The organism is Micrococcus sp. 63XJN7_8_ISO-PGPR-S23-253, from assembly GCF_056173425.1.
The window spans coordinates 1,009,249-1,029,740 of sequence record NZ_CM149673.1; the positions used below are offsets into that span (position 1 = coordinate 1,009,249).

The window sequence follows — 20,492 nt, forward strand, 5'->3', positions numbered from 1 at the left end:
GCGGCTCACACTACCGGCGGGTAGCCTCCGCGTCGACGCGGCGCGACGGGCCGATCCGGCGGGCCGCGACGGGGGCTCAGGCGTCGGCGGGATCGGGGTCCAGCAGCGCGACCGTGACGATCGCGCCGACGTTCTCCACCTGCCACGGACGCGCGCCCCGCTCCGTCAGGAACGCGTCCACGGTCTCGGGGGTGATCGGGGCGGGCGGGGTCCAGCAGATCCGCCGGAGCGCGTCCGGGGTGAGGAGGTTCTCGGTGGGCATCCCCAGCTGTTCGGCCCGTCGGGCGACGCGGGCCTTGGCCGTGCGCAGGCGGCGGTCCGCCACCGGGTCCCGGTCCTTCCAGGCCCGGGGTGGGGGCGGGCCGTCCCCGGTGCGGATCTGCGCCGCGGGGGCGTCGCCCCGCTCGGCGTCCTCGACGCCGGCCCGGATCGCGGCGATCCAGCGCGGGGCCTCGCGGCTCGCGGCGCGGCCGTGGAAGCCGGAGGTCTGGCGCAGGGCGGGGACGGTGCGCGGCAGGGCGGCCGCGGCGGCGACGATCGACCGGTCCGGGATGAGCCGGCCGGGGGCGACGTCGCGGTGGCGGGCGAGGTCCTCGCGGGCCTCCCACAGGCGCTTGAGGACCGCGCGCTGCACGGGGCGGCGCAGCGTCTGGGAGCCCGAGGTGCCGCGCCAGGGGTCCTTCTTCGGCGCGGGCGGCGCGGCCGTGCGCACGTGCTCGAACTCCTGCTCGGCCCACGCGAGCTTGCCGTCGGCCTCGAGGCGCGCGATCAGGGCCTCACGCAGCGGGACGAGCAGCTCGACGTCGAGCGCCGCGTAGGCGAGCATCGCCTCGGGCAGCGGACGCACCGACCAGTCGGCGGCCGAGTGCTCCTTGGCGAGGGTGACCCCCAGCAGCTCCTCCAGGACCGCGGCCAGGCCGACGCGCGGCAGGCCTGCCACCCGGGCCGCGAGCTCGGTGTCGAACAGCCGATCGGGGCGCAGCCCCTGCTCGGCCAGGCAGGGCAGGTCCTGGCTGGCCGCGTGCAGGATCCACTCGACGCCCGCGAGGGCCTCCTGCAGCGGGGCCAGCCCGTCGAGGGCCTCGGGGTCGACGAGCCAGATGCCGGCGCCCTCGCGCTTGAGCTGGACGAGCATGGCCCGCTGGCCGTACCGGATCCCGGAGGCGCGCTCCGCGTCGACGGCGACGGGCCCGGTCCCCGCGGCCAGCGCCGCGGCGCAGGCCTCCAGGCCCGCGCGGGTGTCGGTGAGCCGGGGGACTCCACCGGCCGGTGTGGCGATCAGCCGCGGGGGCGCGTCCGGGACGGCCGTCTCGGGGGCGTCGGTCATGCTGCTCCTGTTCGGGGAGGTCGGGGCGGGGACGGGCCGGGGCCCGGTGCGCCGGAGGCGCGGGCGTGCGGTCAGGGGCCGGCGGTGGAGACGTCCGCGGCGTGCTCCGGCGGCAGGCCGGCGAACGCGCAGATCATGTCCGACCACGCCTCCAGATGCGAGCCGAGGTCCCGCGGGGCCGGGGTCCACGAGGCGCGCAGCTCGATGTCGGTGGTGTCCGGGGCCGCACTGAGCGTCCCGAAGCCCTCCGCGATGCTGCGCGTCGCGGTGCCGCCGGCGTGGGAGTGCTCGGCGTGGCGGCGCTCGAGCGCCTCCACGAGCCACGTCCACGCGACGGCGCCGGCCAGCTGGTCCAGCGCGACGTCCGGTTCCAGGCTCGCACGGATCCAGGTCACCGCCCGGAACCCGCCCGGCCACCGGGCGTCCGGGGCCGGGTCGTGCAGGAGGACGAACCGCCCCGTGGCCAGCACGCCGCCGGTCGCACCCGGCCCGCCGCACACGTCGGCGGCGAGGGCGACGGCGAAGGGCGCCTGCCCCTCGGGCGCCGGGATCTCCCGCAGCCGCACCTCGGTCCGCGGCCGCGCATCGCGCAGGTCCGCCAGGGCACGCCGGAACACCCCCGGCGGCACGGGCGCCTCGACCGCCCCGGGGGCGGCGGCGAGGCGACGGGGCCCGATCACGCTCATGCCCGTCAGCCTAGGCCGCGGGGCCCACCGGGCCACGGGGGCGCGCCGTGGACGCCACGGCGCTCCCGCACCGGCTCAGCGCGCCCCGTCCGGGGCCGCCGCGTCGTCGGCGGGGGCCAGGCGCAGCGAGACCGAGTTGATGCAGTAGCGCAGGTCCGTGGGGGTGTCATAGCCCTCGCCCGCGAAGACGTGACCCATGTGGGAGCCGCACGCCGCGCACCGCACCTCGATCCGCTCCATGCCCAGGGTGGTGTCCTTCAGGTACTCCACCCGGTCCTCCGCGAGCGGCGCGAAGAACGAGGGCCAGCCGCAGTGCGCGTCGAACTTCTCATCCGAGCGGAACAGCTCGGACCCGCACGCCCTGCACGCGTACACGCCCTCCACGTGCGAGTCCCAGTACTCGCCCGTGAAGGGCCGTTCCGTGCCGGCCCGGCGCAGCACCTGGAACTCCTCGGGCGTGAGCCGTCGGGCCCACTCCTCGTCCGTCAGGCGGGCGCCGCCCGGGGCGGCCAGGGTCTGCTCGGGAGCCGGGGCGTCCCGCGCGGGGTCGGGGGTGGGACCGTCATGGAGGGTGTGGTGAGTCTCGGTCATGCCCGGTGCAACGGTCCGCAGCGCCGTCGTGTTCCCGGCCCGCGCCGCATTGGCGGGCGCGCCCGCCCGTGGAGGACAATGGCGCGCATGGCCGCACCACCCCGCCGACCCCGTTCCCGTCCCCACCCCGCCGACCTGCCGCCCGCGCTGGCCGCCGCCGTCGTCATGGCATCCCGGCGGGGCGGGGGCCGCGACTCCCGCGTCCGCCGAGCGGGCCGCCTGGTCCGCCGCGGGGTCACCGGGTCGGTGCGCGGCGGCGTGGCCGTGGCCTCCCCCGCAGCCCGCTGGGCCCCGCCCGTGCTCAGCGTCGCCGCGGCCTCCGCCTTCGTGCTGGCCGGGGCGAGCTCGGCGCTCGCGGGCGTGTTCGCGCGGACCGTGGTGACCCCCGTGCGCCGGCACGCCGAGTCCACGCCGATCCTCGCCGTCGTCGACACGCCCGCCGGGCAGGACGTGATCCTGCGGGCCGACGAGTACACCACCGTGCCCGGCCAGTACTCCCTCACGTTCGACGACGGCGCCGGGTGCGCCCGGATCGGGGAGATCACCTCCTTCGACCCCCGGGACGGCACGGTGCAGCGCGGGGTCGAGGAGGTCTTCTCCGGAGATCTGACGACGGCGACCCGGGGCCGGTTCACCGGCTTCGTCTACCCGACCCCCGCCGACGCCGGGCTCGACGCCGAGGACGTGCAGGTGCCGGTGCCCGGCGGCCACGCCCGCGCATGGCGCATCGCGCCGGGCCCCAGCGAGGACGGCCAACCCCGTCCCGCGGAGGGGCTGTGGGCGGTGATGGTCCACGGCCGCGGCGCGCGCCGCAACGAGGGCATCCGCGCCGTCCCGACCGCCCGCCGCCTGGGCATGACGTCGCTGCTGATCTCCTACCGCAACGACGGCGACGCCCCGGACGCGGCCGACGCCCGCTACGGGCTCGGCACCACCGAGTGGGAGGACGTCGAGGCCGCGATCCGCTACGCCCTGGACCATGGCGCCCGGGACGTCGTCCTCTTCGGCTGGTCCATGGGCGGGGCCGTGGTGCTGCAGACCGTGGACCGCTCCACGCTGGCCCCGCGCGTGCGCGGCGTGGTCCTGACGGGCCCCGTCGTGGACTGGGTGGACGTGCTGCGCCACCAGGCCCGGCTCAACCGGATCCCCGAAGCCGTGGGCCTGCTCGGCCAGTGGCTGCTGGCCAACCGGGCCGGCCGGTTCATCACGGGCCTGGCCGCCCCCGTGGACCTCAAGGCCCTGGACTGGGTGACCCGCGCCGACCACGTGCGCGTGCCCACGCTGATCCTGCACTCCGAGGACGACGAGTACGTGCCCGTCGGCCCCTCGCAGGACCTGGCCGAGCGCAACCCGGACCTGGTGCGGTTCGTCCGCTTCCACCAGGCCCGCCACACCCGGGAGCAGAACGTGGACCCGCGCAAGTGGGACACCGCCGTGCGCGGCTGGCTGCGCGCCGTGCTCAGCGCCCCCCGCCCCGGCGACAGGAGGCGCTGACCGCGCTCAGGCCGCGGCGTCCGCCAGCCCCCGACGGCGCAGCAGCGGCTCGAGCTCGGCGTCCCGGCCGCGGAACGCGCGGTAGGACTCCAGCAGGTCACGCGTGTCGCCCCGCGAGAGCAGCTCGTCCGCGAACCGGCGGCCGTTCTCCCGCGTCATGCCGCCGTGCTCGCGGAACCACTCCACGGCGTCCGCGTCCAGCACCTCGGCCCACACGTAGGAGTAGTACCCGGCCGCATAGCCGCCGCCGAAGATGTGCTTGAAGTAGCCGGTGCCGTAGCGCGGGGGAACCAGGTCCGGGTCGATGCCCGCCTCGATCAGCACCCGGCGCTCGAACGCGGCCGGGTCGGCCGTGGCGGCGTCCACCGTCTCCTCCGTCAGCGAATGCCAGGCCCAGTCCACGAGGGCCGCGCCCAGGTACTCGACCGTGCGGTGCCCCTCGCCCCACAGGTCCGCCGCCTCGAGCCGCTCCAGCGTCCCGGCCGGCAGCGGCTCGCCCGTCTCCACGTGCCGCGCGTACGCGGCCAGCAGGGACGGCTCACGCAGCCACACCTCATTGACCTGCGACGGGAACTCCACGACGTCGCGCGGCACGTTCGTCCCGGTGAGCGAGGCGTACTCGCCCCGGGCCAGCAGTCCGTGCAGGGCGTGGCCGAACTCGTGGAACAGCGTGGTGGTCTCATCCAGCGTCAGCAGGGCCGGACGCCCCGCCGCCGGGGCCGGCACATTCATCGTGGTGAACACCACCGGGCGCTCGCCCAGGGCGTCCGCCCTGTCCCGCACCGTGTGCATCCAGGCACCGCCGGACTTGGTCGGCCGCGCGAACAGGTCCGCGACGAACAGACCCACCCCGGCACCGTCCTCACCCGTCACCTCGAACACCCGGATCCCGGGGCGGTACAGGTGCCGCGCCAGCTCCGGGCGCTCGGCGAACGTGAGGCCGTACAGCGCCGTCGCCGCCGCGAACACGCCCTCCGTCAGCACCCGGTCCAGCTCGAAGTACGGGCGCAGGGCGTCCGCGTCCACCGCGAACTCCTCCCGCGCGTACGCCGCGGACAGCGCCGGCCAGTCCCACGGGGCCACCTCGGCGTTCGCCCGGCCCGCGTGCGCCGCCGCCGTCGCCGCGTCCGCCCGCGCGTTGGCCATCGCCCGCGGCGCCATCGCGGCCAGCAGCTCCTCCACGGCCGCCGTCGACGGCGCCGCCCGGTCCTTCAGCGCCTGCTCGGCCCAGCTCTCCGCCCCCAGCAGCCGCGCCTTGCGCAGCCGCAGCCGCACCATCGCCATCGCCGTCGTCAGCGTCTCGTGCTCCCCGGACCCGCCCCGGCCCGTCGACGCCTCGAACACCTCACGCCGCATGCCCTCGTCCTGCAGGGACGCCAGCCACGGCTGCGACGTGAACAGGGACAGCGTCAGCAGCCACGGGCCCGCCGCCGCGTCCCCGTCCCCGTGCCCCGCCTCCGCGGCCGCCCCCGCCGCCGCGGCCAGGTCGTCCTCGCTCAGGCCGGCCAGGCGCTCGCGGTCCGTGACCAGCACGGCGCGGGCGGCGGTGTCCGCGACGAGGCGGCGCGTGTAGGCGGCCGAGAGGGACGCCAGCTCCGTGTTGATCCCGCGCAGCTCCTCGCGCGCGGCCTCGTCCAGGTCCGCCCCCGCCAGGGAGAGGCGCAGGCGCAGCGTCTCCAGCAGGCGGGCGTCCTCGCCGGTGAGGCCGCCGTCATCGATCGCCGCGACGCGCGCCGCCAGCCGCGGGTCCAGCAGGATCGCGTCCTCGTGGGCCGCGAGCTCGGGGGAGAGCTCCTCGGCCAGGGCCTGCCGCGCGTCCGTGCCGTCCGCGCCCACGAGCGTGAAGAACATCGCGGCGGAGCGGCGCAGCAGCTGGCCGGACAGCTCGAGCGCACGGACGGTGTTCTCGAAGGTCGGCGCCGTGGCCGCCCCGAGGATCTGGTCGACCTCGGCCCGCTGGGTCGCCATGCCCGCGCGCACGGCCTCGGCCAGCTGCGCGTCGGAGACGGCGGAGAAGTCGGGCAGCCCGTAGGGCAGGTCGGAGGGGGTCGCCAGCGGGTGGTCGGCGGGCAGGACGGAGGACGCGGAGGTGTGGGTCATGGGCGCGAGTGTAGTCAGCCGTGATCCGCACCACCCCACCGGGCGTCGCTAGACTGGGCGGTCGAGCCAGCAGACGAGATCCAGACCTGAGGAGGCGTGATGTCAGGACATTCCAAGTGGGCGACCACCAAGCACAAGAAGGCCGTCATCGACGCGCGACGCGCCAAGGCGTTCGCGAAGTACATCAAGAACATCGAGGTCGCGGCGCGGGCCGGCGGCCCCGACGTCGCCGGCAACCCCGCGCTCGACCTGGCCGTGTCCAAGGCCAAGAAGGCCTCGGTGCCCAACGACAACATCGACCGCGCCGTCAAGCGCGGCGCCGGCCTGACCGGCGAGGTCATCGACTACGCCGAGATCATGTACGAGGTCCGCGGCCCCCAGGGCTCGGCGCTGCTGGTCGAGTGCCTGACCGACAACAAGAACCGCGCCGCCGCGGAGGTGCGCGCGGCCGTCACCCGCAACGGCGGCACCATGGCGGACTCCGGCTCCGTCTCCTTCCTCTTCGAGCGCAAGGGCCTCGTGCGCCTGCCCGCCGAGGGCAACACCGAGGACGGCCTGCTCGAGGCCGTGCTCGAGGGCGGCGCCGACGCCGAGGAGGTCGTCCTCTCCGGCGAATCCTTCGAGATCCTCTCGGACCCCTCTGACCTGCAGTCCGTGGCCAAGGCCCTCGACGAGGCGGGCGTGGAGTACGAGTCCGACGAGCTCGAGTTCGTCCCCACCATGAAGGTGGAGCTGGACGCGTCGGGCGCCCGGACCTTCCTCCGGCTGACCGATGCCCTCGAGGACCTCGACGACGTCCAGAACGTCTTCTCGAACGTGGACATCGCCCCCGAGGTCCTCGCCGAGCTCGACGAGGACTGATCGCGCTGAGCGCGCGCCGGCCCGCCGACGTCGTCCGGATCCTCGGGGTGGACCCGGGGCTCACCCGCTGCGGGATCGCCGTGGTGGACGTGGACGCGCGACGTCGGGCCGCGCTCGTCCACGTCGAGGTCGCGGGCACCCCGCCCACCGCCTCCCTGGATCAGCGGCTCCTGCGCATCGACGAGGCCGTCTCCGCGGTCCTCGTCGCGCACCGGCCCGACCGCGCCGCCGTCGAGCGCATGTTCGCGAACACGAACACGCCGACCGTGCTGGGCACGGCCCAGGCCGCGGGCGTGGCGATCGCCGCGGCCGCACGCGCCGGCGTCCCCGTGGGCCTGCACACCCCCTCCGAGGTCAAGGCCGCCGTCACCGGACACGGCGACGCGGGCAAGGAGCAGGTCACCACGATGGTCACCCGGATCCTCCGCCTCGACGCCCCGCCGCGCCCGGCCGACGCCGCCGACGCCCTCGCCCTGGCCATCGCCCACGGCTGGCGCGGCACCGCCCTCGGCGCCGCCGCCGGCCAGACCGGCCTCGACACCGCGGACCTCGCCTCCCGTGCGGGGCGCTCGCAGTTCGCCGCCAAGGCGCCCGCGCGCGCCCGCCCGCGGGGCCAGCTCACCGCCGCGCAGCGGGCCTGGCTCGACGCCGAGCGCTCGGCGGGCGGCGGGCGACGCCGGTAGGCCGCTGCCACGTCGGCGTTCGATGATATGTTCGAATCCGCGCCGACCGGCGTCCGTCCGTCCCGACAGGAGGGCCCCTCATGATCGCCTCGCTCAGCGGCACCGTGGAGCACGTGGCCCTCGACCGGGCGGTCATCGCCGTCGGCGGCCTGGGCGTGCAGTTCTCCGCCACCCCGCAGACGCTGGCCACCCTGCACGAGGGCCGGCCGGGGGCCGTGCAGACCCACCTCGTGGTCAAGGAGGACGCCCTGACCCTCTACGGCTTCGCGGACCGTGACGAGCGCGAGGTGTTCGAGGTGCTCATCACGGCCAACGGCGTGGGTCCCCGCCTCGCCCTGGCGATCCTCTCCGTCCACCACCCCGAGGCCGTGCGCCGGGCGGTCACCGAGGAGGACGAGAAGACCCTCACCCGCGTGCCCGGCATCGGGCCGAAGATGGCGCGCAAGATCATCGTCGAGCTCTCCGGCCGCCTCGCGCCCACCGGGGAGCCGGTGCCCGAGGAGGAGGCCCAGGTGAGCGACGAGCCGGCCGTCGAGACGGTCTGGCACGCCGACGTCGTGCAGGCGATGGCCGGCCTGGGCTGGTCCGAGAAGGAGGCGCTCAAGGCCGTCGAGGCCACCGTGGCGGCCCGCCCGGAGCTGGACGAGGGCCGGGACGTCGCCGCGCTGCTGCGCGCCACCCTGCGCGACGTCGGCATGGCCGGCTCTGTGCGAGGCGGACGATGAGCGCGGAGTCCTCGCCGCTGTCCGCGGCGGCCGTCGACCCGGAGGAGCGTCGGCTCGAGGCCGCGCTGCGCCCCAAGCACCTGGACGAGTTCGTGGGCCAGATGCGCGTGCGCGAGCAGCTGGACCTCATGCTCGCCTCCGCCCGGCTGCGCGACCGCGCCGCGGACCACGTCCTGCTCTCCGGTCCGCCCGGGCTCGGCAAGACCACGCTGGCGATGATCGTGGCCGCGGAGATGAACGCCCCCCTGCGGCTGTCCTCCGGCCCCGCGATCCAGCACGCGGGCGACCTCGCGGCCATCCTGTCCTCGCTCACCGAGGGCGAGGTGCTCTTCCTCGACGAGATCCACCGGATGTCCCGCCCGGCGGAGGAGATGCTGTACATGGCCATGGAGGACTTCCGGGTGGACATCGTGGTGGGCAAGGGCGCCGGCGCCACCTCGATCCCGCTCGAGCTGCCGCCCTTCACGCTCGTCGGCGCCACCACGCGGGCCGGCCTCCTGCCGGGGCCGCTGCGCGACCGCTTCGGCTTCACGGGCCATCTGGACTTCTACACCGAGGAGGAGCTCGAGCGCGTCCTGCGCCGCTCCGCCCTGCTGCTGGACATGCGGCTGGCCACGGAGGGGTACCGGCAGATCGCCCGGCGCTCGCGCGGCACCCCGCGCATCGCCAACCGCTTGCTGCGTCGCGTGCGGGACTGGGCGCTCGTGAAGGGGCTGGCCGAGGTCGGCGCGCACGACGCCGCCGCCGCCCTGGACATGTACGACGTCGACGGGCGCGGCCTGGACCGGCTCGACCGGTCCGTGCTCACCGCCCTGTGCACCACGTTCGGCGGCGGGCCCGTGGGTCTCAGCACGCTGGCCACCGCCGTGGGGGAGGAGGCCGAGACCGTGGAGACCGTGGCTGAGCCCTTCCTCATCCGCGAGGGCATGGTGGCCCGCACCCCCCGTGGCCGCGTCGCACTGCCGGGGGCCTGGGAGCACCTGGGCATCGCCGCCCCGGAGGCCACGCCGGGACCGTGACGCCCAGGGCGGGCCCTACACTGGACAGGCCCGCCCACCCCGAGCATCAGGAGTCCCCCATGCCCGTCGCCACCGCCGCGACCCTGCCCGTGATCGCCCAGCAGGCCCAGGGGGGTGGCGGCAGCCTGCTCATGCTCATCGCCTTCGCCCTGCTCGCGGTGATGCTCTTCCTCTCCTTCCGCAAGGGCAAGAAGATGCAGCAGCAGCAGGCGCAGATGCGCAGCACCCTCGCCCCGGGCGTCGAGGTCATGACCGGCGCCGGCATCTTCGGCACCGTCGTGGCCGTGGACACCGAGGGCCAGCGGGTGACGCTGGAGACCGCCCCGGGCACCCGCATGGACGTGCACCTGCAGGGCATCACCACCGTCGTGGAGCCCGAGACGGCCGCCGCGTCCGAGGCCCCGGCCGGCGTCGACCCCGCCGCCGCGCCCACCGCGGACCCGTCGCGTCTGGATGACGCCCCCGGCACCGAGTACCGCGCCGACGACGCCGCCGACCCGCGTCCGCGCCGCGACGACCTGGCCTGAGGCCCACCCACCCCAGCACACGCGGCCCCGCCTGGCGGGGCCGCTCGGATGTGACGGAAGCACCTGAGCAATGGCGAAGAGAACACCCACCGGCTCCGCCGGGCGCACCCTGGCCTGGCTGGCCGCCCTCCTCGTGGTCCTGGCCGCGATCCTCGGCGGCGGCGTGGCCTCCGGCGCGGCCTCCTGGGCTCCCAAGCTCGCCCTCGACCTCGAGGGCGGCACGCAGATGGTGCTGGCCCCCGAGACCTCGACGGGCGAGTCCGTCACCCCCGAGCAGCTGGACCAGGCCGTGGAGATCATCCGCCAGCGTGTGGACGGCTCCGGCGTGGCCGAGGCGGAGGTCGCCACGCAGGGCTCCCAGAACGTGGTCGTCTCCCTGCCCGGGGTCCCGGACGAGGAGACCCGCCGCCTGATCCAGGCGTCCGCGGACATGCAGTTCCGCCCCGTGCTGCAGTCCGGCCCGGGGGAGGCCACCCCCGAGGACCAGCGCCTTCCCGAAGACCAGCTGCCGAAGCCCGACGGGGAGCCGGCGGACGCCTACGACCCGAACTGGGTCACCCCGGCCCTGCTGGCCGAGTTCCAGGCCAAGGACTGCACCGCCCCGCGGGACCCGGCCGCGCCCCCGCCGCCGTCCGACCGGGCGATCGTCGCCTGCCAGCCCTCCGAGGAGCTCGCCGACGGCGTCGTCACGCCGGCCCAGAAGTACATCCTGGGCCCCGTGGTCATCCCGGGCACCCAGATCAAGGGCGCGTCCAACGGCATGGCCCAGGCCCAGAGCGGCGTCTCCACCAACCAGTGGGTCGTCAACATCGACTTCGACGAGGAGGGCGCCAAGACCTTCACGGAGGTCACCCAGAAGCTCACCCCGTACCCCGAGGGCGACCCGCGCAAGCAGTTCGCGATCCTGCTGGACGGGGACGTGATCTCCGCGCCGCAGTCCAACGTGGTCATCACCAACGGCAGCGCGCAGATCAGCGGCCCCACCCTGAACGAGCAGACGACGGCGCAGCTGGCCGAGCAGCTCAACTACGGCTCCCTGCCGATCTCCTTCTCGATCGAGTCCGAGCAGCAGATCTCCGCCACGCTCGGCCGAGACCAGCTCTTCTGGGGCCTGATCGCCGGCCTGATCGGCCTCGGCCTCGTGGCCGTCTACCAGTTCTTCCAGTACCGGGCCCTGGGCCTGCTGACCTTCGCCTCGATCATCGTGGCGGGCGTGCTGACGTGGCTGGCCATCGCGATCCTGGGCTGGACGGACAACTACCGCCTGTCCCTCGCGGGCATCGCCGGGCTCATCGTGGCGATCGGTCTGACGGCGGACTCGTTCATCGTCTACTTCGAACGCATCAAGGACGAGCTGCGCGCGGGCCACACCGTGCCCGTCGCCGTGCACGAGGGCTGGAAGCGCGCCCAGCGGACGATCACCGCGTCCAAGGCCGTGAACCTGCTGGCCGCCGTCGTGCTGTACTTCGTGGCCGTCGGCAACGTGCGCGGCTTCGCGTTCACCCTCGGCCTCACCGCGATCGCCGACCTGATCGTGGTGTTCATGTTCACCCACCCGCTCATGGTGCTGCTGGCCCAGACCCGCTTCGTGGGCGAGGGACACCCGATGTCCGGGCTGGACCCGTCGCTGCTGGGCGGGCCGTCCCTGTATCAGGGCGCCGGCCGCGTCCGCGAGCCCGCCCCCGCCCCCCGCACCGGGGTTCCGGCGGAGGACTCCGACGAGCCGGCCGACGCCGACGACGCGGCGACCGCCGACGCCCCGCGGCCGCTCGCCGCGACGGGCGCCCCCCGCGCGGGCTCGTCCGCCCGGGGCGGCCGCCGCTCACGCACCGCGCCGCCCATGACGATCGCCGAGCGACGCCGCGCCGAGCGCCGCCGCCAGGAGGAGGACCAGTGAACCGCTTCGCCGACTGGGGCAACGCCCTCTACTCGGGCCGCATCTCCTACCCGTTCATCCAGCGCTGGCGGCGGTGGTTCGCCCTCGCCGCCCTGCTGCTCGTCCTCGCCGGCGGCCTGACCGCCCTGCGCGGCGGCTTCAACCTCGGCATCGAGTTCCGGGGCGGCTCCGAGTTCACCGTCTCGCAGACGGCCTCCACCGACGTGGCCGCGGGCGAGCGCGCCGTGACCGACGTGCTGGCCGACGGCCACGCCACCGTCACGAACGTCGCCCCGGGCACCGTGCGCGTCCAGACCGAGCAGCTCGACGACGCCCAGACCCGAGCCGTGGCCGCGAACCTGCAGGAGGCCTACGGCGTGGGCCAGGACCAGGTGACCTCGACCTTCGTGGGACCGACCTGGGGCGACGCCGTGTCGCAGCAGGCCCTGATCGGCCTGGTGATCTTCGTGGTGCTCGTGACCCTGTTCATGGCCGTGTACTTCCGCACCTGGAAGATGTCCCTGGCCGCCGTGCTCGGCATGCTCTACGTGGTCGCGCTGACCGCCGGCATCTACGGCGCCACCGGCTTCGAGATCACGCCGTCGGCCATCATCGGCTTCCTCACGATCCTGTCCTACGCGCTCTACGACACCGTGGTGGTCTTCGACAAGATCCGCGAGAACACGATCGGGGCCGAGGAGGACCCGGAGCGCTCCTTCGTCGAGAACGTGAACCTCGCGGTGAACCAGACGCTCGTCCGGTCCATCACCACCTCCGTCGTCGGCATCCTGCCGGTCGGCTCGATCCTGTTCATCGGCGCGGGGCTGCTCGGTGCCGGAACGCTGCGGGACATCGCGCTCGCGCTGTTCGTGGGCATCATCGTGGGCACCCTGTCCACCCTGTTCCTCCAGGCGCCGCTGTACGCCCTGCTGCGCCGCAACGACGCGGACGTGCGCGACCACGACGCCCGCGCCGCGGCCCGCGCCGCCCGGGAGCGTGGCTCCGACACGGTCACCGATCCCGACGTCGCCCCCTGGGACGACGGCGCGCGACTCTGACGGAGCCGCTGCGGCTCCGGTGCACCTGCCACCGGGCCCGGCGGTCTTTCTGGGGCGGGGCGGGACGGGCGCGGGTAGACTCGCCGATCATCCCGGCCGGAGCGGTCGGGGCCGCACGAGTCAGGAGGCGTGGCCCATGAGCGAACAGGACCCCACTCCCGTCCCGGTCCGGCCCCGCAGCCGGATCGCACGCCTGACCGGCCGGCACGCCACCGAGTACTCGCCCCTGCTCGAGCCGCTGATGCGCACGGTGCGGCAGCGAGCCACCAAGACCGAGCTGGCCGACATCGTCCGCGCCTTCGAGGTCGCCCGCGCGGCACACGAGGGGCAGATGCGGCGCTCCGGGGACCCGTACATCACCCACCCCGTCGCGGTCGCCACGATCCTCGCCGAGATCGGCGTGACCGGCCCGACTCTCCTGGCGGCCCTGCTGCACGACACCGTCGAGGACACGGACTACTCCCTGGAGCGCCTGCGCGCCGACTTCGGCTCCGACGTCGCCCTCCTCGTGGACGGCGTGACCAAGCTGGACAAGGTGACCTACGGCGCCGCGGCGCAGGCCGAGACCGTGCGCAAGATGGTCATCGCAATGGCCCAGGACGTGAACGTCCTGCTCATCAAGCTCGCCGACCGGCTGCACAACGCGCGGACGTGGCGGTACGTCTCCCCGGAGTCCAGCGCGCGCAAGGCCCAGGAGACCCTGGACATCTACGCCCCGCTGGCCCACCGGCTCGGCATGAACACCGTCAAGTGGGAGCTCGAGGACCTCTCCTTCGCCGCCCTCAAGCCCAAGATGTACGCGGAGATCGTGCGCCTCGTGGGGGAGCGGAACCCGGAGCGGGAGAAGCACATCGCGGCGCTGCGCACCGTGATCGAGGAGCATCTGCGCGAGCACCGGATCCGGGCGACCGTCACCGGACGGCCGAAGCACTACTACTCGATCTACCAGAAGATGGTGACGCGCGGGAAGGACTTCGACGACATCCACGACCTGACGGGCATCCGGGTGCTCGTGGACTCCGTGCGTGACTGCTACGCCGTGCTCGGCGTGATCCACGCCCGCTGGAACCCGGTCCCGGGCCGGTTCAAGGACTACATCGCGGTCCCGAAGCTGAACATGTACCGCTCCCTGCACACCACGGTGATGGTGCCGGGCGGCAAGCCGGTGGAGATCCAGATCCGCACGCAGGAGATGCACCGCCAGGCCGAGTACGGCGTCGCCGCGCACTGGCGGTACAAGGCCCAGGCCGCCGGCCAGGCACCGGTGCAGGCCACACCGGCCTGGCTGCGCTCGGTGATGGACTGGCAGGCGGACACCCGGGACCCGGACGAGTTCCTCGCCTCGCTGCGCACCCAGATCGGGGCGGACGAGGTGTACGTCTTCACGCCGAAGGGGGAGATCCGCACCCTGCCGGCCGGCTCCACGCCCGTGGACTTCGCCTACGCCATCCACACCGACGTCGGCCACCGCACCATCGGTGCCCGGGTCAACGGCAAGCTCGTCCCGCTGTCCACGCCGCTGAGCCACGGCGACACCGTGGAGGTCTTCACCTCGCGCGCCGAGGACGCGGGCCCGAGCCGGGACTGGCTGGGCTTCGTGGTCTCGCCACGGGCCCGGTCCAAGATCCGTCACCACTTCGCCACGCAGCGTCGCGGCGAGCAGGCCGACCGGGGACGCGAGTCGCTGACCCGTCAGCTGCGCAAGGCCGGCATGGCCGTGCAGCACGTGCTCGGCGGCGAGGAGCTGGTGCAGGTGGCCACGGATCTCGGCTACGCGGACCTCGATGGGCTGTTCGTGGCCCTCGGCGATGGTCACGTGTCCGCGCAGTCCGTGCAGGAACGCGTCGCGGAGCGCCTCGCCCCGCCGACGCCGACGCAGGCCGAGCCGGAGGGCGAGCTGACCGTCGGCGAGGTGGACCTGCAGGAGCTGGTCCCGGCACAGGCGCGGCGCGCCCCCGCGCGGGCCACCAACGACGCCGGCGTGCTCGTGGACGGCGACGGCGGTGTCATGGCCAAGCTGGCCCGGTGCTGCAACCCTGTGCCGCCGGACGCCATCGACGGGTTCGTCACCCGCGGCTCCGGGGTCTCCGTGCACCGGGTCGACTGTCCGAACCTGGCGACCCTGCTCGAGCAGGAGCCGGAGCGGCGCACCCCGGTCAGCTGGGCGCCGTCGCGGGACACCGTCTACCTGGTCGAGATCCAGATCGAGGCGCTGGACCGCAAGTCGCTGCTCTCCGACGTCACACGGGTCCTCTCCGAGAACCACGTGAACATCCTCTCGGCCTCCGTGAACACCACCCGCGACCGCGTGGCGATGAGCCGGTTCGTCTTCGAGATGGGCGACCCCCGGTTCCTCGGCCACGTGATCGACGCGGTGCGCCGCATCGACGGCGTCTTCGACGTGCACCGCACCTGAGCCTGACGGCCTCAGTCGGGGACGTCCAGCGCCGCCAGCAGGGCGCCCAGCCGGCGCCTGGCCGCCACGACGCCGGCACGGCGGGTCCGGCGGGCCAGCCGCTCCCGCAGCCCGGCGGCGCCGTGGGCGCCGATCACGGCGGCGGCGCGCCGCGCCGCATCCGGGTCCGCGCTGAGCAGCAGGTCTTCGACCGTCCGGGCGGGCGTGGTGACCCGCACGGGGCCGAACCGGAGCACGTCCTGCTCGGCGGGGGCGACGCCCGTGGCATCGGCGGCGACGTCCGACTCGGTGAGCGTCCAGGGCAGCAGGCCCCCGCCGGCGGGGCGCCGGTGGAAGTGCGGCACGGCGGCGTGCAGCCGCCCGGGCGCCGCGCCGCCGGCCAGGATCCAGGCCGCCGACGGGCCGATCGCGGTCCAACCGGCGGCCAGGAGCGGGCCGCCGAGGGTCCACAGGGCAGCGGCCCGGACCGCGGGGTCGTCCGCCGCGTCCGGCCGCGCCCACACTCCGGGCAGCAGCGGCCGCACGGCGCCCCGCGCGCCGAGCGCCTGCAGCTCCGGCTCCGTGAAGGGGTCGCCCGCCAACACGAGCGCCCCGGTCGGGGCGGTCTCCTCGATCGTCACGGTCGTCATGCCCGGAGCCTGCCAGAGACGAGGACGCCCCCGCGGCCGCCTGTGGACAGGCGGGCCGCGGGGGCGTGCTCGAGACGCGTGGGGCTCAGCGGAGCTCGGAGGCCGAGGCCTCGAGGGCCTGCTTCCACTGCAGGCGCGCGTCGAGCGCCTCCTGGGCCTTCGTGACGGCGCGCTGGTCGCCCTGGGCCTGGGCCCGGGCGAGATCCGCCTCGAGCCCGGCGATGGTCTCCTCGAGCTGCGTGAGGGCGGAGTTCGTGCGGGCCTTGGTCTCCGGGTCGGTGCGGCGCCAGTGCTCGTTCTCCGCCTGCTTGAGGGCGTCCTCGAGCTTGCGGAAGCCCTCCTCCATGCGACGGACGTCCCCGCGGGGCACGCGGCCGGCATCCTCCCACCGCCCGCGCAGCTCGTTGAGCGCGCGCCGCCCGGCCTTGACGTCCGTGAAGGGGAGCAGCTTCTGGCCGTCGGCGAGGATCTGCTCCTTCACCTTCAGGTTGGCCCCGTACTCGCGGTCGATCTCCTGGTTCGCGGCCTTGCGGGCGGCGAAGAAGACATCCTGGGCGGCGCGGAAGCGGGCCCAGAGGGCGTCGTCCTCCTTGCGGGAGGCCCGGGGGGCGCGCTTCCACTCGTCCATCAGGTCGCGGTACTTGCCGGCGGTCACGCCCCAGTCGGTGGAGGTGGACAGCTCCTCGGCGCGGGCGATGAGGCGCTCCTTGACCTGCTTGGCCTCGGCCGAGGCGGCGTCCAGCCGGGAGAAGTGGGCGCGGCGGGTCTTGTCGAACGTGGTGCGGGCGCCGCGGAAGCGCTTCCACAGGTCGTCCTCGACCGACTTGGCCAGACGCGGGCCGGCCTTCTGGGCGGCCTTCCACTCCTCGAACAGCTCCGTCATGCGCTGGGACGCGGTCTTCCAGGGCATCCGCTCGGCCGGGGTCTGGGCGAAGGTCTCGGCCTCGGCGACGATGGCCTCGCGGGTGGCCAGCTGCTCGGCCTGGGCGGCCTGCCGGGCCTCCTGTTCCGCGGCGCGGTAGTCGCCCAGGAGGGTCTCCAGGGCCGCCAGGCGGGTGCGGAGGGCGTCCATGTCGCCGACCATGTGGCGCTCGTTCACCGCGGTCGTCATCTGGCCCAGCGCCCGGCCCAGCTCACTCGAGGGGGCGCCGGCGGCGATGCGCTGCTCGAACAGGGCCATCTGGGCGCGCACGTCGTCGTACTTGCGCACGAAGTACGCCAGCGCGTCCTCGGTGCTCGCGTCCGGCACCTGGCCGACCGCGTGCTCCTCCTGCCCGTCCAGCAGCGTGACGTGGCCGTCCTCGCTCACCCGGGCGAACGCGGCGGCCTCCTCCACCGGGGTGGGGGGCACGGTCGGGGCCACGACGGGGGCCGGGGCGGCGGGCGTCGCGGGGCGCACGGCGGCCGGGCTGGCCTTCTTCATGGCGGCCGGGGAGGGCGCGGCGGGCGCCTCGGCGGGCTGGGCGGAATCACCGTGCGCCGGCGCGTCGGGGACGGGCCGCGCCTCGGCGGCCTCGGCCGGCGCGGGGGTGGCCTCGGTGGTGGGGGACTGCTGGTCGTCGGGCTGCATGTGATTGGTCACCGCTGGAACTCTCCCTGACTGCGCCGGCGCGCAGTCGTCGAGGGATGCGGCCGGTCGGGATGGACACGAACAGGGCCAGCGTACCGGGCCGGACAGCGCCCGCGCCTAGACTGGGCCGGTGCGCCGGCGGGGGACCGTCGTGCGTCCCCGCCGTCGTCGTCTCGAAGGATCGCCATGTCCCGCAAGGCCTCCCTGTCCGGTTTCCACGAGTGGCTGCCCGCCGAGCGGCTCGTGGAGCAGCACGTGCTCGACACGCTGCGACGGACCTTCGAGCTGCACGGGTTCGCCGGCATCGAGACCCGTGCCGTGGAGACCCTGGGCCAGCTGCTGCGCAAGGGCGAGGTGGACAAGGAGGTCTACGCGGTCTCGCGCCTGGCCGAGGACGAGGAGGTCGCCGCGGGCCGGCGCGATCCCAGGGACCCGGCCGACCCCAAGCGCCTGGCCCTGCACTTCGACCTCACCGTGCCGTTCGCCCGCTACGTCGTGGAGAACGCCGGCCACCTCGCCTTCCCCTTCCGTCGCTACCAGATGCAGAAGGTCTGGCGCGGGGAGCGCCCCCAGGAGGGCCGCGCCCGCGAGTTCACCCAGGCGGACATCGACGTCGTCGGCGACGGCGCCCTCTCGCCCCGGTACGACGCCGACGTCGCACTGGTGATGGCCGAGGCGCTCGGCGCCCTGCCGATCGGCGACTTCCTCATCCGCGTGAACAACCGCAAGCTCGCCGAGGGCTTCTACCGGGGCATCGGCCTGGAGGACACCGCCGGCGTGCTGCGCAGCATCGACAAGCTGGAGAAGGTCGGCCCGGAGGAGGTCGCGCGGCTGCTCCAGGAGGAGGTCGGCGCGAGCCCCGAACAGGCTGCGCAGGCGCTGGCCCTGGCGGACATCCGTACGCCGGACGCCTCGTTCGTCGAGCGGGTCCGCGCCCTGGGGGTGACCCACGAGCTGCTCGAGGAGGGGCTGACCGAGCTGGCCGACGTCGTCGCCACCCTGCACCGCCGCGCCCCCGGGCGCGCCGTGGCGGACCTGTCCATCGCGCGCGGCCTGGACTACTACACGGGCACCGTCTACGAGACCGTCCTGGTGGGCCACGAGCAGCTCGGCTCGATCTGCTCGGGCGGCCGCTACGATGCGCTCGCGTCCAAGGGGAACCGCGTGTTCCCCGGTGTCGGACTGTCCATCGGCGTGACGCGGCTGGTGATGCGCATGCTGTCCCAGCAGATGGCCGTGGCCTCCCGCTCCGTGCCGACCGCGGTGTACGTGGCGCTGACGGCGGACGAGGACTGGTCCGAGGCCCAGGACGTCGCGGCCCTGCTGCGGGAGCGCGGCATCCCCGCGGAGGTCGCGGTGTCCGCGGAGAAGTTCGGCAAGCAGATCAAGTACGCGGACCGCCGCGGCATCCCGTTCGTGTGGTTCATGGGCCGGAACGACGCCGGCGCGCGGGTCCACGAGGTGAAGGACATCCGCTCCGGCGAGCAGCACGCCGCGGACCCGGCCGACTGGACCCCGCCGGCCGAGGACCTGCTGCCGCAGGTCGCCCGCGCGCAGGACTGAGCGGGCGGGCCGGTGCGTCGGCCCCGGCGCGCGACGCCGACACCCGTCCGCGCGTCGGGTCACCGGCGGCGGCGCCCAGCCCGCACGAACGCGCGCCCGCCCACCCCGATCAGGAACACGCCCGCCATCGCGGCCACGGACATCGGCGGCAGGCTGAAGGCGAGCAGCAGGCACAGGGCCAGGCCGAGCACGTTGACGGCGCGCGGGACGCGCAGCGGGCGCGGCCGGGCCGGGCGGCGGCCGTCGTCCCCGCGCAGGGTCAGGGCGGACAGGTTCGCCACCGCGTAGTAGACGAGCACGCCGAACGAGCTGAAGCCCACCACGGTGAGGATGTCCGTGGTGAGCAGGAGCAGGATCACGGCCACGGCCACCGTCAGCTGAGCCGTCCACGGCGTGCCGGTCCCCGCATGGACCCGTGCCAGGGGGCGGGGCAGGTCGGACTCGCGGGCCATGGCCAGGGCGGTGCGGGAGATGCCCGTCAGCAGGTTGAGCATGGCCCCGGCCGCGGCGAGGGCGGCGCCGGCCACGGCCACCCAGCCCCAGCCGGAGCCCAGGGCGGTCTCGAGCAGGTCGCGCACGGGCGCCGGGGACCGGGCCAGCCCGGAGGTCCCGAGGCCCGAGATCAGCGCCGTGGCGAGCAGCAGGTACAGCGCCACGGTCACGGCGAGGGCGATCAGGATGGCGCGCGGGATCGTGCGTGCGGGGTCGATGACCTCCTCGCCCATGGTGGCCACGCGCGCGTAGCCGGCGAACGCGAAGAACAGGACGCCCGCGCCCATGAGCACGCCCTGCACGGGGGAGCCGTCGCCGAGTGCCGCGGCCGAGCCCCCGGGGGCCTCGCGCGCCAGGCCCGCGCCGATGGCCAGGACGAGCACGGCGAGCACGGGCATGAGGATCGCCGTCGTCGCCTGCGCGGTCCGCGTCACGCCCGCCATCGCCACGCCGGTGAGCACGACGACGGCGGCCACGCCCGTCCACCGGGCCGCGGCGGCGTCGTCGGGGAAGAGGTACAGGCCGAGGGTGGCCGCCATCGCGGCCACCGACGCGGTCTTGCCCGTGACGAAGCCCCAGCCGGCGACGAAGCCGGCCCACGGGTGCAGCTGCCGCCGGCCGTAGACGTAGGCGCCGCCGGACTCGGGGTGGACGGTGGCCAGCTGCGCCGTGGACAGGGCGTTGCACAGGGCCGCGACGGCCGCGACCGCCAGGGCCGCGTACAGCAGGCCCGGGTGGCCGCCGGTGAGCGCGGCCGCCAGGCCGATCGCGGTGAACACGCCCGCGCCGATCATCGAGCCGAGGCCGATCGCGACGGCGTGGAGCAGGGTCAGGCGGCGCTGCAGGGCGGCGGTCATGACGGGGTCCTCCTGGGC

The 20,492-nt window shown here is 74.9% G+C and carries 17 protein-coding genes; 10 read left to right on the forward strand and 7 right to left on the reverse strand.

Annotation, left to right across the window (positions count from 1 at the left end):
* Nucleotides 1–76 precede the first annotated feature (76 nt).
* From AC0VX4_RS04670 to msrB, 3 genes are all read right to left on the reverse strand, one after another.
* Nucleotides 77–1,327, reverse strand: a complete 1,251-nt coding sequence (locus tag AC0VX4_RS04670; RefSeq protein WP_065573133.1) for an HRDC domain-containing protein — start codon at nt 1,325–1,327, stop codon at nt 77–79.
* 71 nt (nt 1,328–1,398) lie between these two features.
* Nucleotides 1,399–2,013 carry a DUF3000 domain-containing protein gene (locus AC0VX4_RS04675; protein WP_036334927.1) on the reverse strand — a complete coding sequence of 205 codons (615 nt, stop codon included), beginning with the start codon at nt 2,011–2,013 and terminating at the stop codon, nt 1,399–1,401.
* A 75-nt stretch (nt 2,014–2,088) separates the two neighbouring features.
* Nucleotides 2,089–2,604, reverse strand: coding sequence for a peptide-methionine (R)-S-oxide reductase MsrB (gene msrB, locus AC0VX4_RS04680; RefSeq protein WP_065573132.1), 516 nt, complete (start codon nt 2,602–2,604; stop codon nt 2,089–2,091).
* 87 nt (nt 2,605–2,691) lie between these two features.
* On the opposite strand from msrB, the gene AC0VX4_RS04685 reads away from it, so the two are divergent.
* Nucleotides 2,692–4,098 (forward strand): alpha/beta hydrolase family protein, encoded by a 1,407-nt coding sequence (locus AC0VX4_RS04685; RefSeq protein WP_065573131.1) that lies wholly within the window; start codon nt 2,692–2,694, stop codon nt 4,096–4,098.
* A gap of 6 nt (nt 4,099–4,104) precedes the next feature.
* Here AC0VX4_RS04685 and AC0VX4_RS04690 read toward each other — a convergent pair whose 3' ends face one another.
* The gene (locus AC0VX4_RS04690; RefSeq protein WP_065573130.1) at nt 4,105–6,198 is read right to left on the reverse strand and encodes a M3 family metallopeptidase; all 2,094 of its coding nucleotides are present in this window, start codon (nt 6,196–6,198) and stop codon (nt 4,105–4,107) included.
* Between the two features lie 99 nt (nt 6,199–6,297).
* On the opposite strand from AC0VX4_RS04690, the gene AC0VX4_RS04695 reads away from it, so the two are divergent.
* The 8 genes from AC0VX4_RS04695 (at nt 6,298) to AC0VX4_RS04730 (ending at nt 15,363) form a co-directional block, all read left to right on the forward strand.
* A complete protein-coding gene (locus tag AC0VX4_RS04695; RefSeq protein WP_065573129.1) occupies nt 6,298–7,059 on the forward strand; it encodes a YebC/PmpR family DNA-binding transcriptional regulator in 762 nt (253 codons plus the stop codon).
* A 47-nt stretch (nt 7,060–7,106) separates the two neighbouring features.
* Entirely contained in the window at nt 7,107–7,742 is a 636-nt protein-coding gene (gene ruvC, locus AC0VX4_RS04700; RefSeq protein WP_053090895.1) for a crossover junction endodeoxyribonuclease RuvC, read from the forward strand.
* Between the two features lie 80 nt (nt 7,743–7,822).
* On the forward strand, nt 7,823–8,467 hold the full coding sequence (gene ruvA / locus AC0VX4_RS04705) for a Holliday junction branch migration protein RuvA (protein ID WP_144823953.1): 645 nt from the start codon (nt 7,823–7,825) through the stop codon (nt 8,465–8,467).
* Nucleotides 8,464–9,486, forward strand: a complete 1,023-nt coding sequence (gene ruvB / locus AC0VX4_RS04710) for a Holliday junction branch migration DNA helicase RuvB (RefSeq protein ID WP_049159124.1) — start codon at nt 8,464–8,466, stop codon at nt 9,484–9,486. Before ruvA ends, ruvB begins: the two co-directional genes overlap by 4 nt.
* A 59-nt stretch (nt 9,487–9,545) precedes the next feature.
* A complete protein-coding gene (gene yajC, locus AC0VX4_RS04715) occupies nt 9,546–10,013 on the forward strand; it encodes a preprotein translocase subunit YajC (RefSeq protein ID WP_002857067.1) in 468 nt (155 codons plus the stop codon).
* A gap of 70 nt (nt 10,014–10,083) precedes the next feature.
* Complete coding sequence (gene secD, locus AC0VX4_RS04720; protein WP_065573127.1) at nt 10,084–11,910, forward strand: protein translocase subunit SecD; 1,827 nt, start codon at nt 10,084–10,086, stop codon at nt 11,908–11,910.
* Nucleotides 11,907–12,947 (forward strand): protein translocase subunit SecF, encoded by a 1,041-nt coding sequence (gene secF, locus AC0VX4_RS04725; protein WP_002857063.1) that lies wholly within the window; start codon nt 11,907–11,909, stop codon nt 12,945–12,947. Before secD ends, secF begins: the two co-directional genes overlap by 4 nt.
* Nucleotides 12,948–13,083: 136 nt before the next feature.
* Nucleotides 13,084–15,363, forward strand: a complete 2,280-nt coding sequence (locus AC0VX4_RS04730; RefSeq protein WP_065573125.1) for a RelA/SpoT family protein — start codon at nt 13,084–13,086, stop codon at nt 15,361–15,363.
* 11 nt (nt 15,364–15,374) lie between these two features.
* Here the strand turns inward: AC0VX4_RS04730 and AC0VX4_RS04735 are convergent, their stop codons facing one another.
* Both AC0VX4_RS04735 and AC0VX4_RS04740 read right to left on the reverse strand, forming a co-directional pair.
* The gene (locus AC0VX4_RS04735) at nt 15,375–15,992 is read right to left on the reverse strand and encodes a hypothetical protein (RefSeq protein ID WP_049159132.1); all 618 of its coding nucleotides are present in this window, start codon (nt 15,990–15,992) and stop codon (nt 15,375–15,377) included.
* Between the two features lie 85 nt (nt 15,993–16,077).
* Nucleotides 16,078–17,574: a DUF349 domain-containing protein gene (locus tag AC0VX4_RS04740; RefSeq protein WP_002857058.1), complete on the reverse strand. Its 1,497-nt coding sequence runs from the start codon at nt 17,572–17,574 to the stop codon at nt 16,078–16,080.
* Nucleotides 17,575–17,748: 174 nt separating this feature from the next.
* On the opposite strand from AC0VX4_RS04740, the gene hisS reads away from it, so the two are divergent.
* A complete protein-coding gene (gene hisS / locus AC0VX4_RS04745) occupies nt 17,749–19,125 on the forward strand; it encodes a histidine--tRNA ligase (protein WP_060775688.1) in 1,377 nt (458 codons plus the stop codon).
* Between the two features lie 59 nt (nt 19,126–19,184).
* Here the strand turns inward: hisS and AC0VX4_RS04750 are convergent, their stop codons facing one another.
* Complete coding sequence (locus AC0VX4_RS04750; protein ID WP_098471746.1) at nt 19,185–20,474, reverse strand: APC family permease; 1,290 nt, start codon at nt 20,472–20,474, stop codon at nt 19,185–19,187.
* Between the last annotated feature and the right edge of the window lie 18 nt (nt 20,475–20,492).

Excerpts from the sequence above, each read along its gene's own strand:
- hisS (WP_060775688.1), top strand. The coding sequence starts at position 17,749 with ATGTCCCGCAAGGCCTCCCTGTCCGGTTTCCACGAGTGGCTGCCCGCC.
- AC0VX4_RS04730 (WP_065573125.1), top strand. The coding sequence starts at position 13,084 with ATGAGCGAACAGGACCCCACTCCCGTCCCGGTCCGGCCCCGCAGCCGG.
- AC0VX4_RS04735 (WP_049159132.1), bottom strand. The coding sequence starts at position 15,992 with ATGACGACCGTGACGATCGAGGAGACCGCCCCGACCGGGGCGCTCGTG.
- AC0VX4_RS04690 (WP_065573130.1), bottom strand. The coding sequence starts at position 6,198 with ATGACCCACACCTCCGCGTCCTCCGTCCTGCCCGCCGACCACCCGCTG.
- yajC (WP_002857067.1), top strand. The coding sequence starts at position 9,546 with ATGCCCGTCGCCACCGCCGCGACCCTGCCCGTGATCGCCCAGCAGGCC.
- AC0VX4_RS04750 (WP_098471746.1), bottom strand. The coding sequence starts at position 20,474 with ATGACCGCCGCCCTGCAGCGCCGCCTGACCCTGCTCCACGCCGTCGCG.
- AC0VX4_RS04670 (WP_065573133.1), bottom strand. The coding sequence starts at position 1,327 with ATGACCGACGCCCCCGAGACGGCCGTCCCGGACGCGCCCCCGCGGCTG.
- AC0VX4_RS04675 (WP_036334927.1), bottom strand. The coding sequence starts at position 2,013 with ATGAGCGTGATCGGGCCCCGTCGCCTCGCCGCCGCCCCCGGGGCGGTC.
- ruvB (WP_049159124.1), top strand. The coding sequence starts at position 8,464 with ATGAGCGCGGAGTCCTCGCCGCTGTCCGCGGCGGCCGTCGACCCGGAG.
- msrB (WP_065573132.1), bottom strand. The coding sequence starts at position 2,604 with ATGACCGAGACTCACCACACCCTCCATGACGGTCCCACCCCCGACCCC.
- ruvA (WP_144823953.1), top strand. The coding sequence starts at position 7,823 with ATGATCGCCTCGCTCAGCGGCACCGTGGAGCACGTGGCCCTCGACCGG.
- AC0VX4_RS04685 (WP_065573131.1), top strand. The coding sequence starts at position 2,692 with ATGGCCGCACCACCCCGCCGACCCCGTTCCCGTCCCCACCCCGCCGAC.
- secD (WP_065573127.1), top strand. The coding sequence starts at position 10,084 with ATGGCGAAGAGAACACCCACCGGCTCCGCCGGGCGCACCCTGGCCTGG.
- AC0VX4_RS04695 (WP_065573129.1), top strand. The coding sequence starts at position 6,298 with ATGTCAGGACATTCCAAGTGGGCGACCACCAAGCACAAGAAGGCCGTC.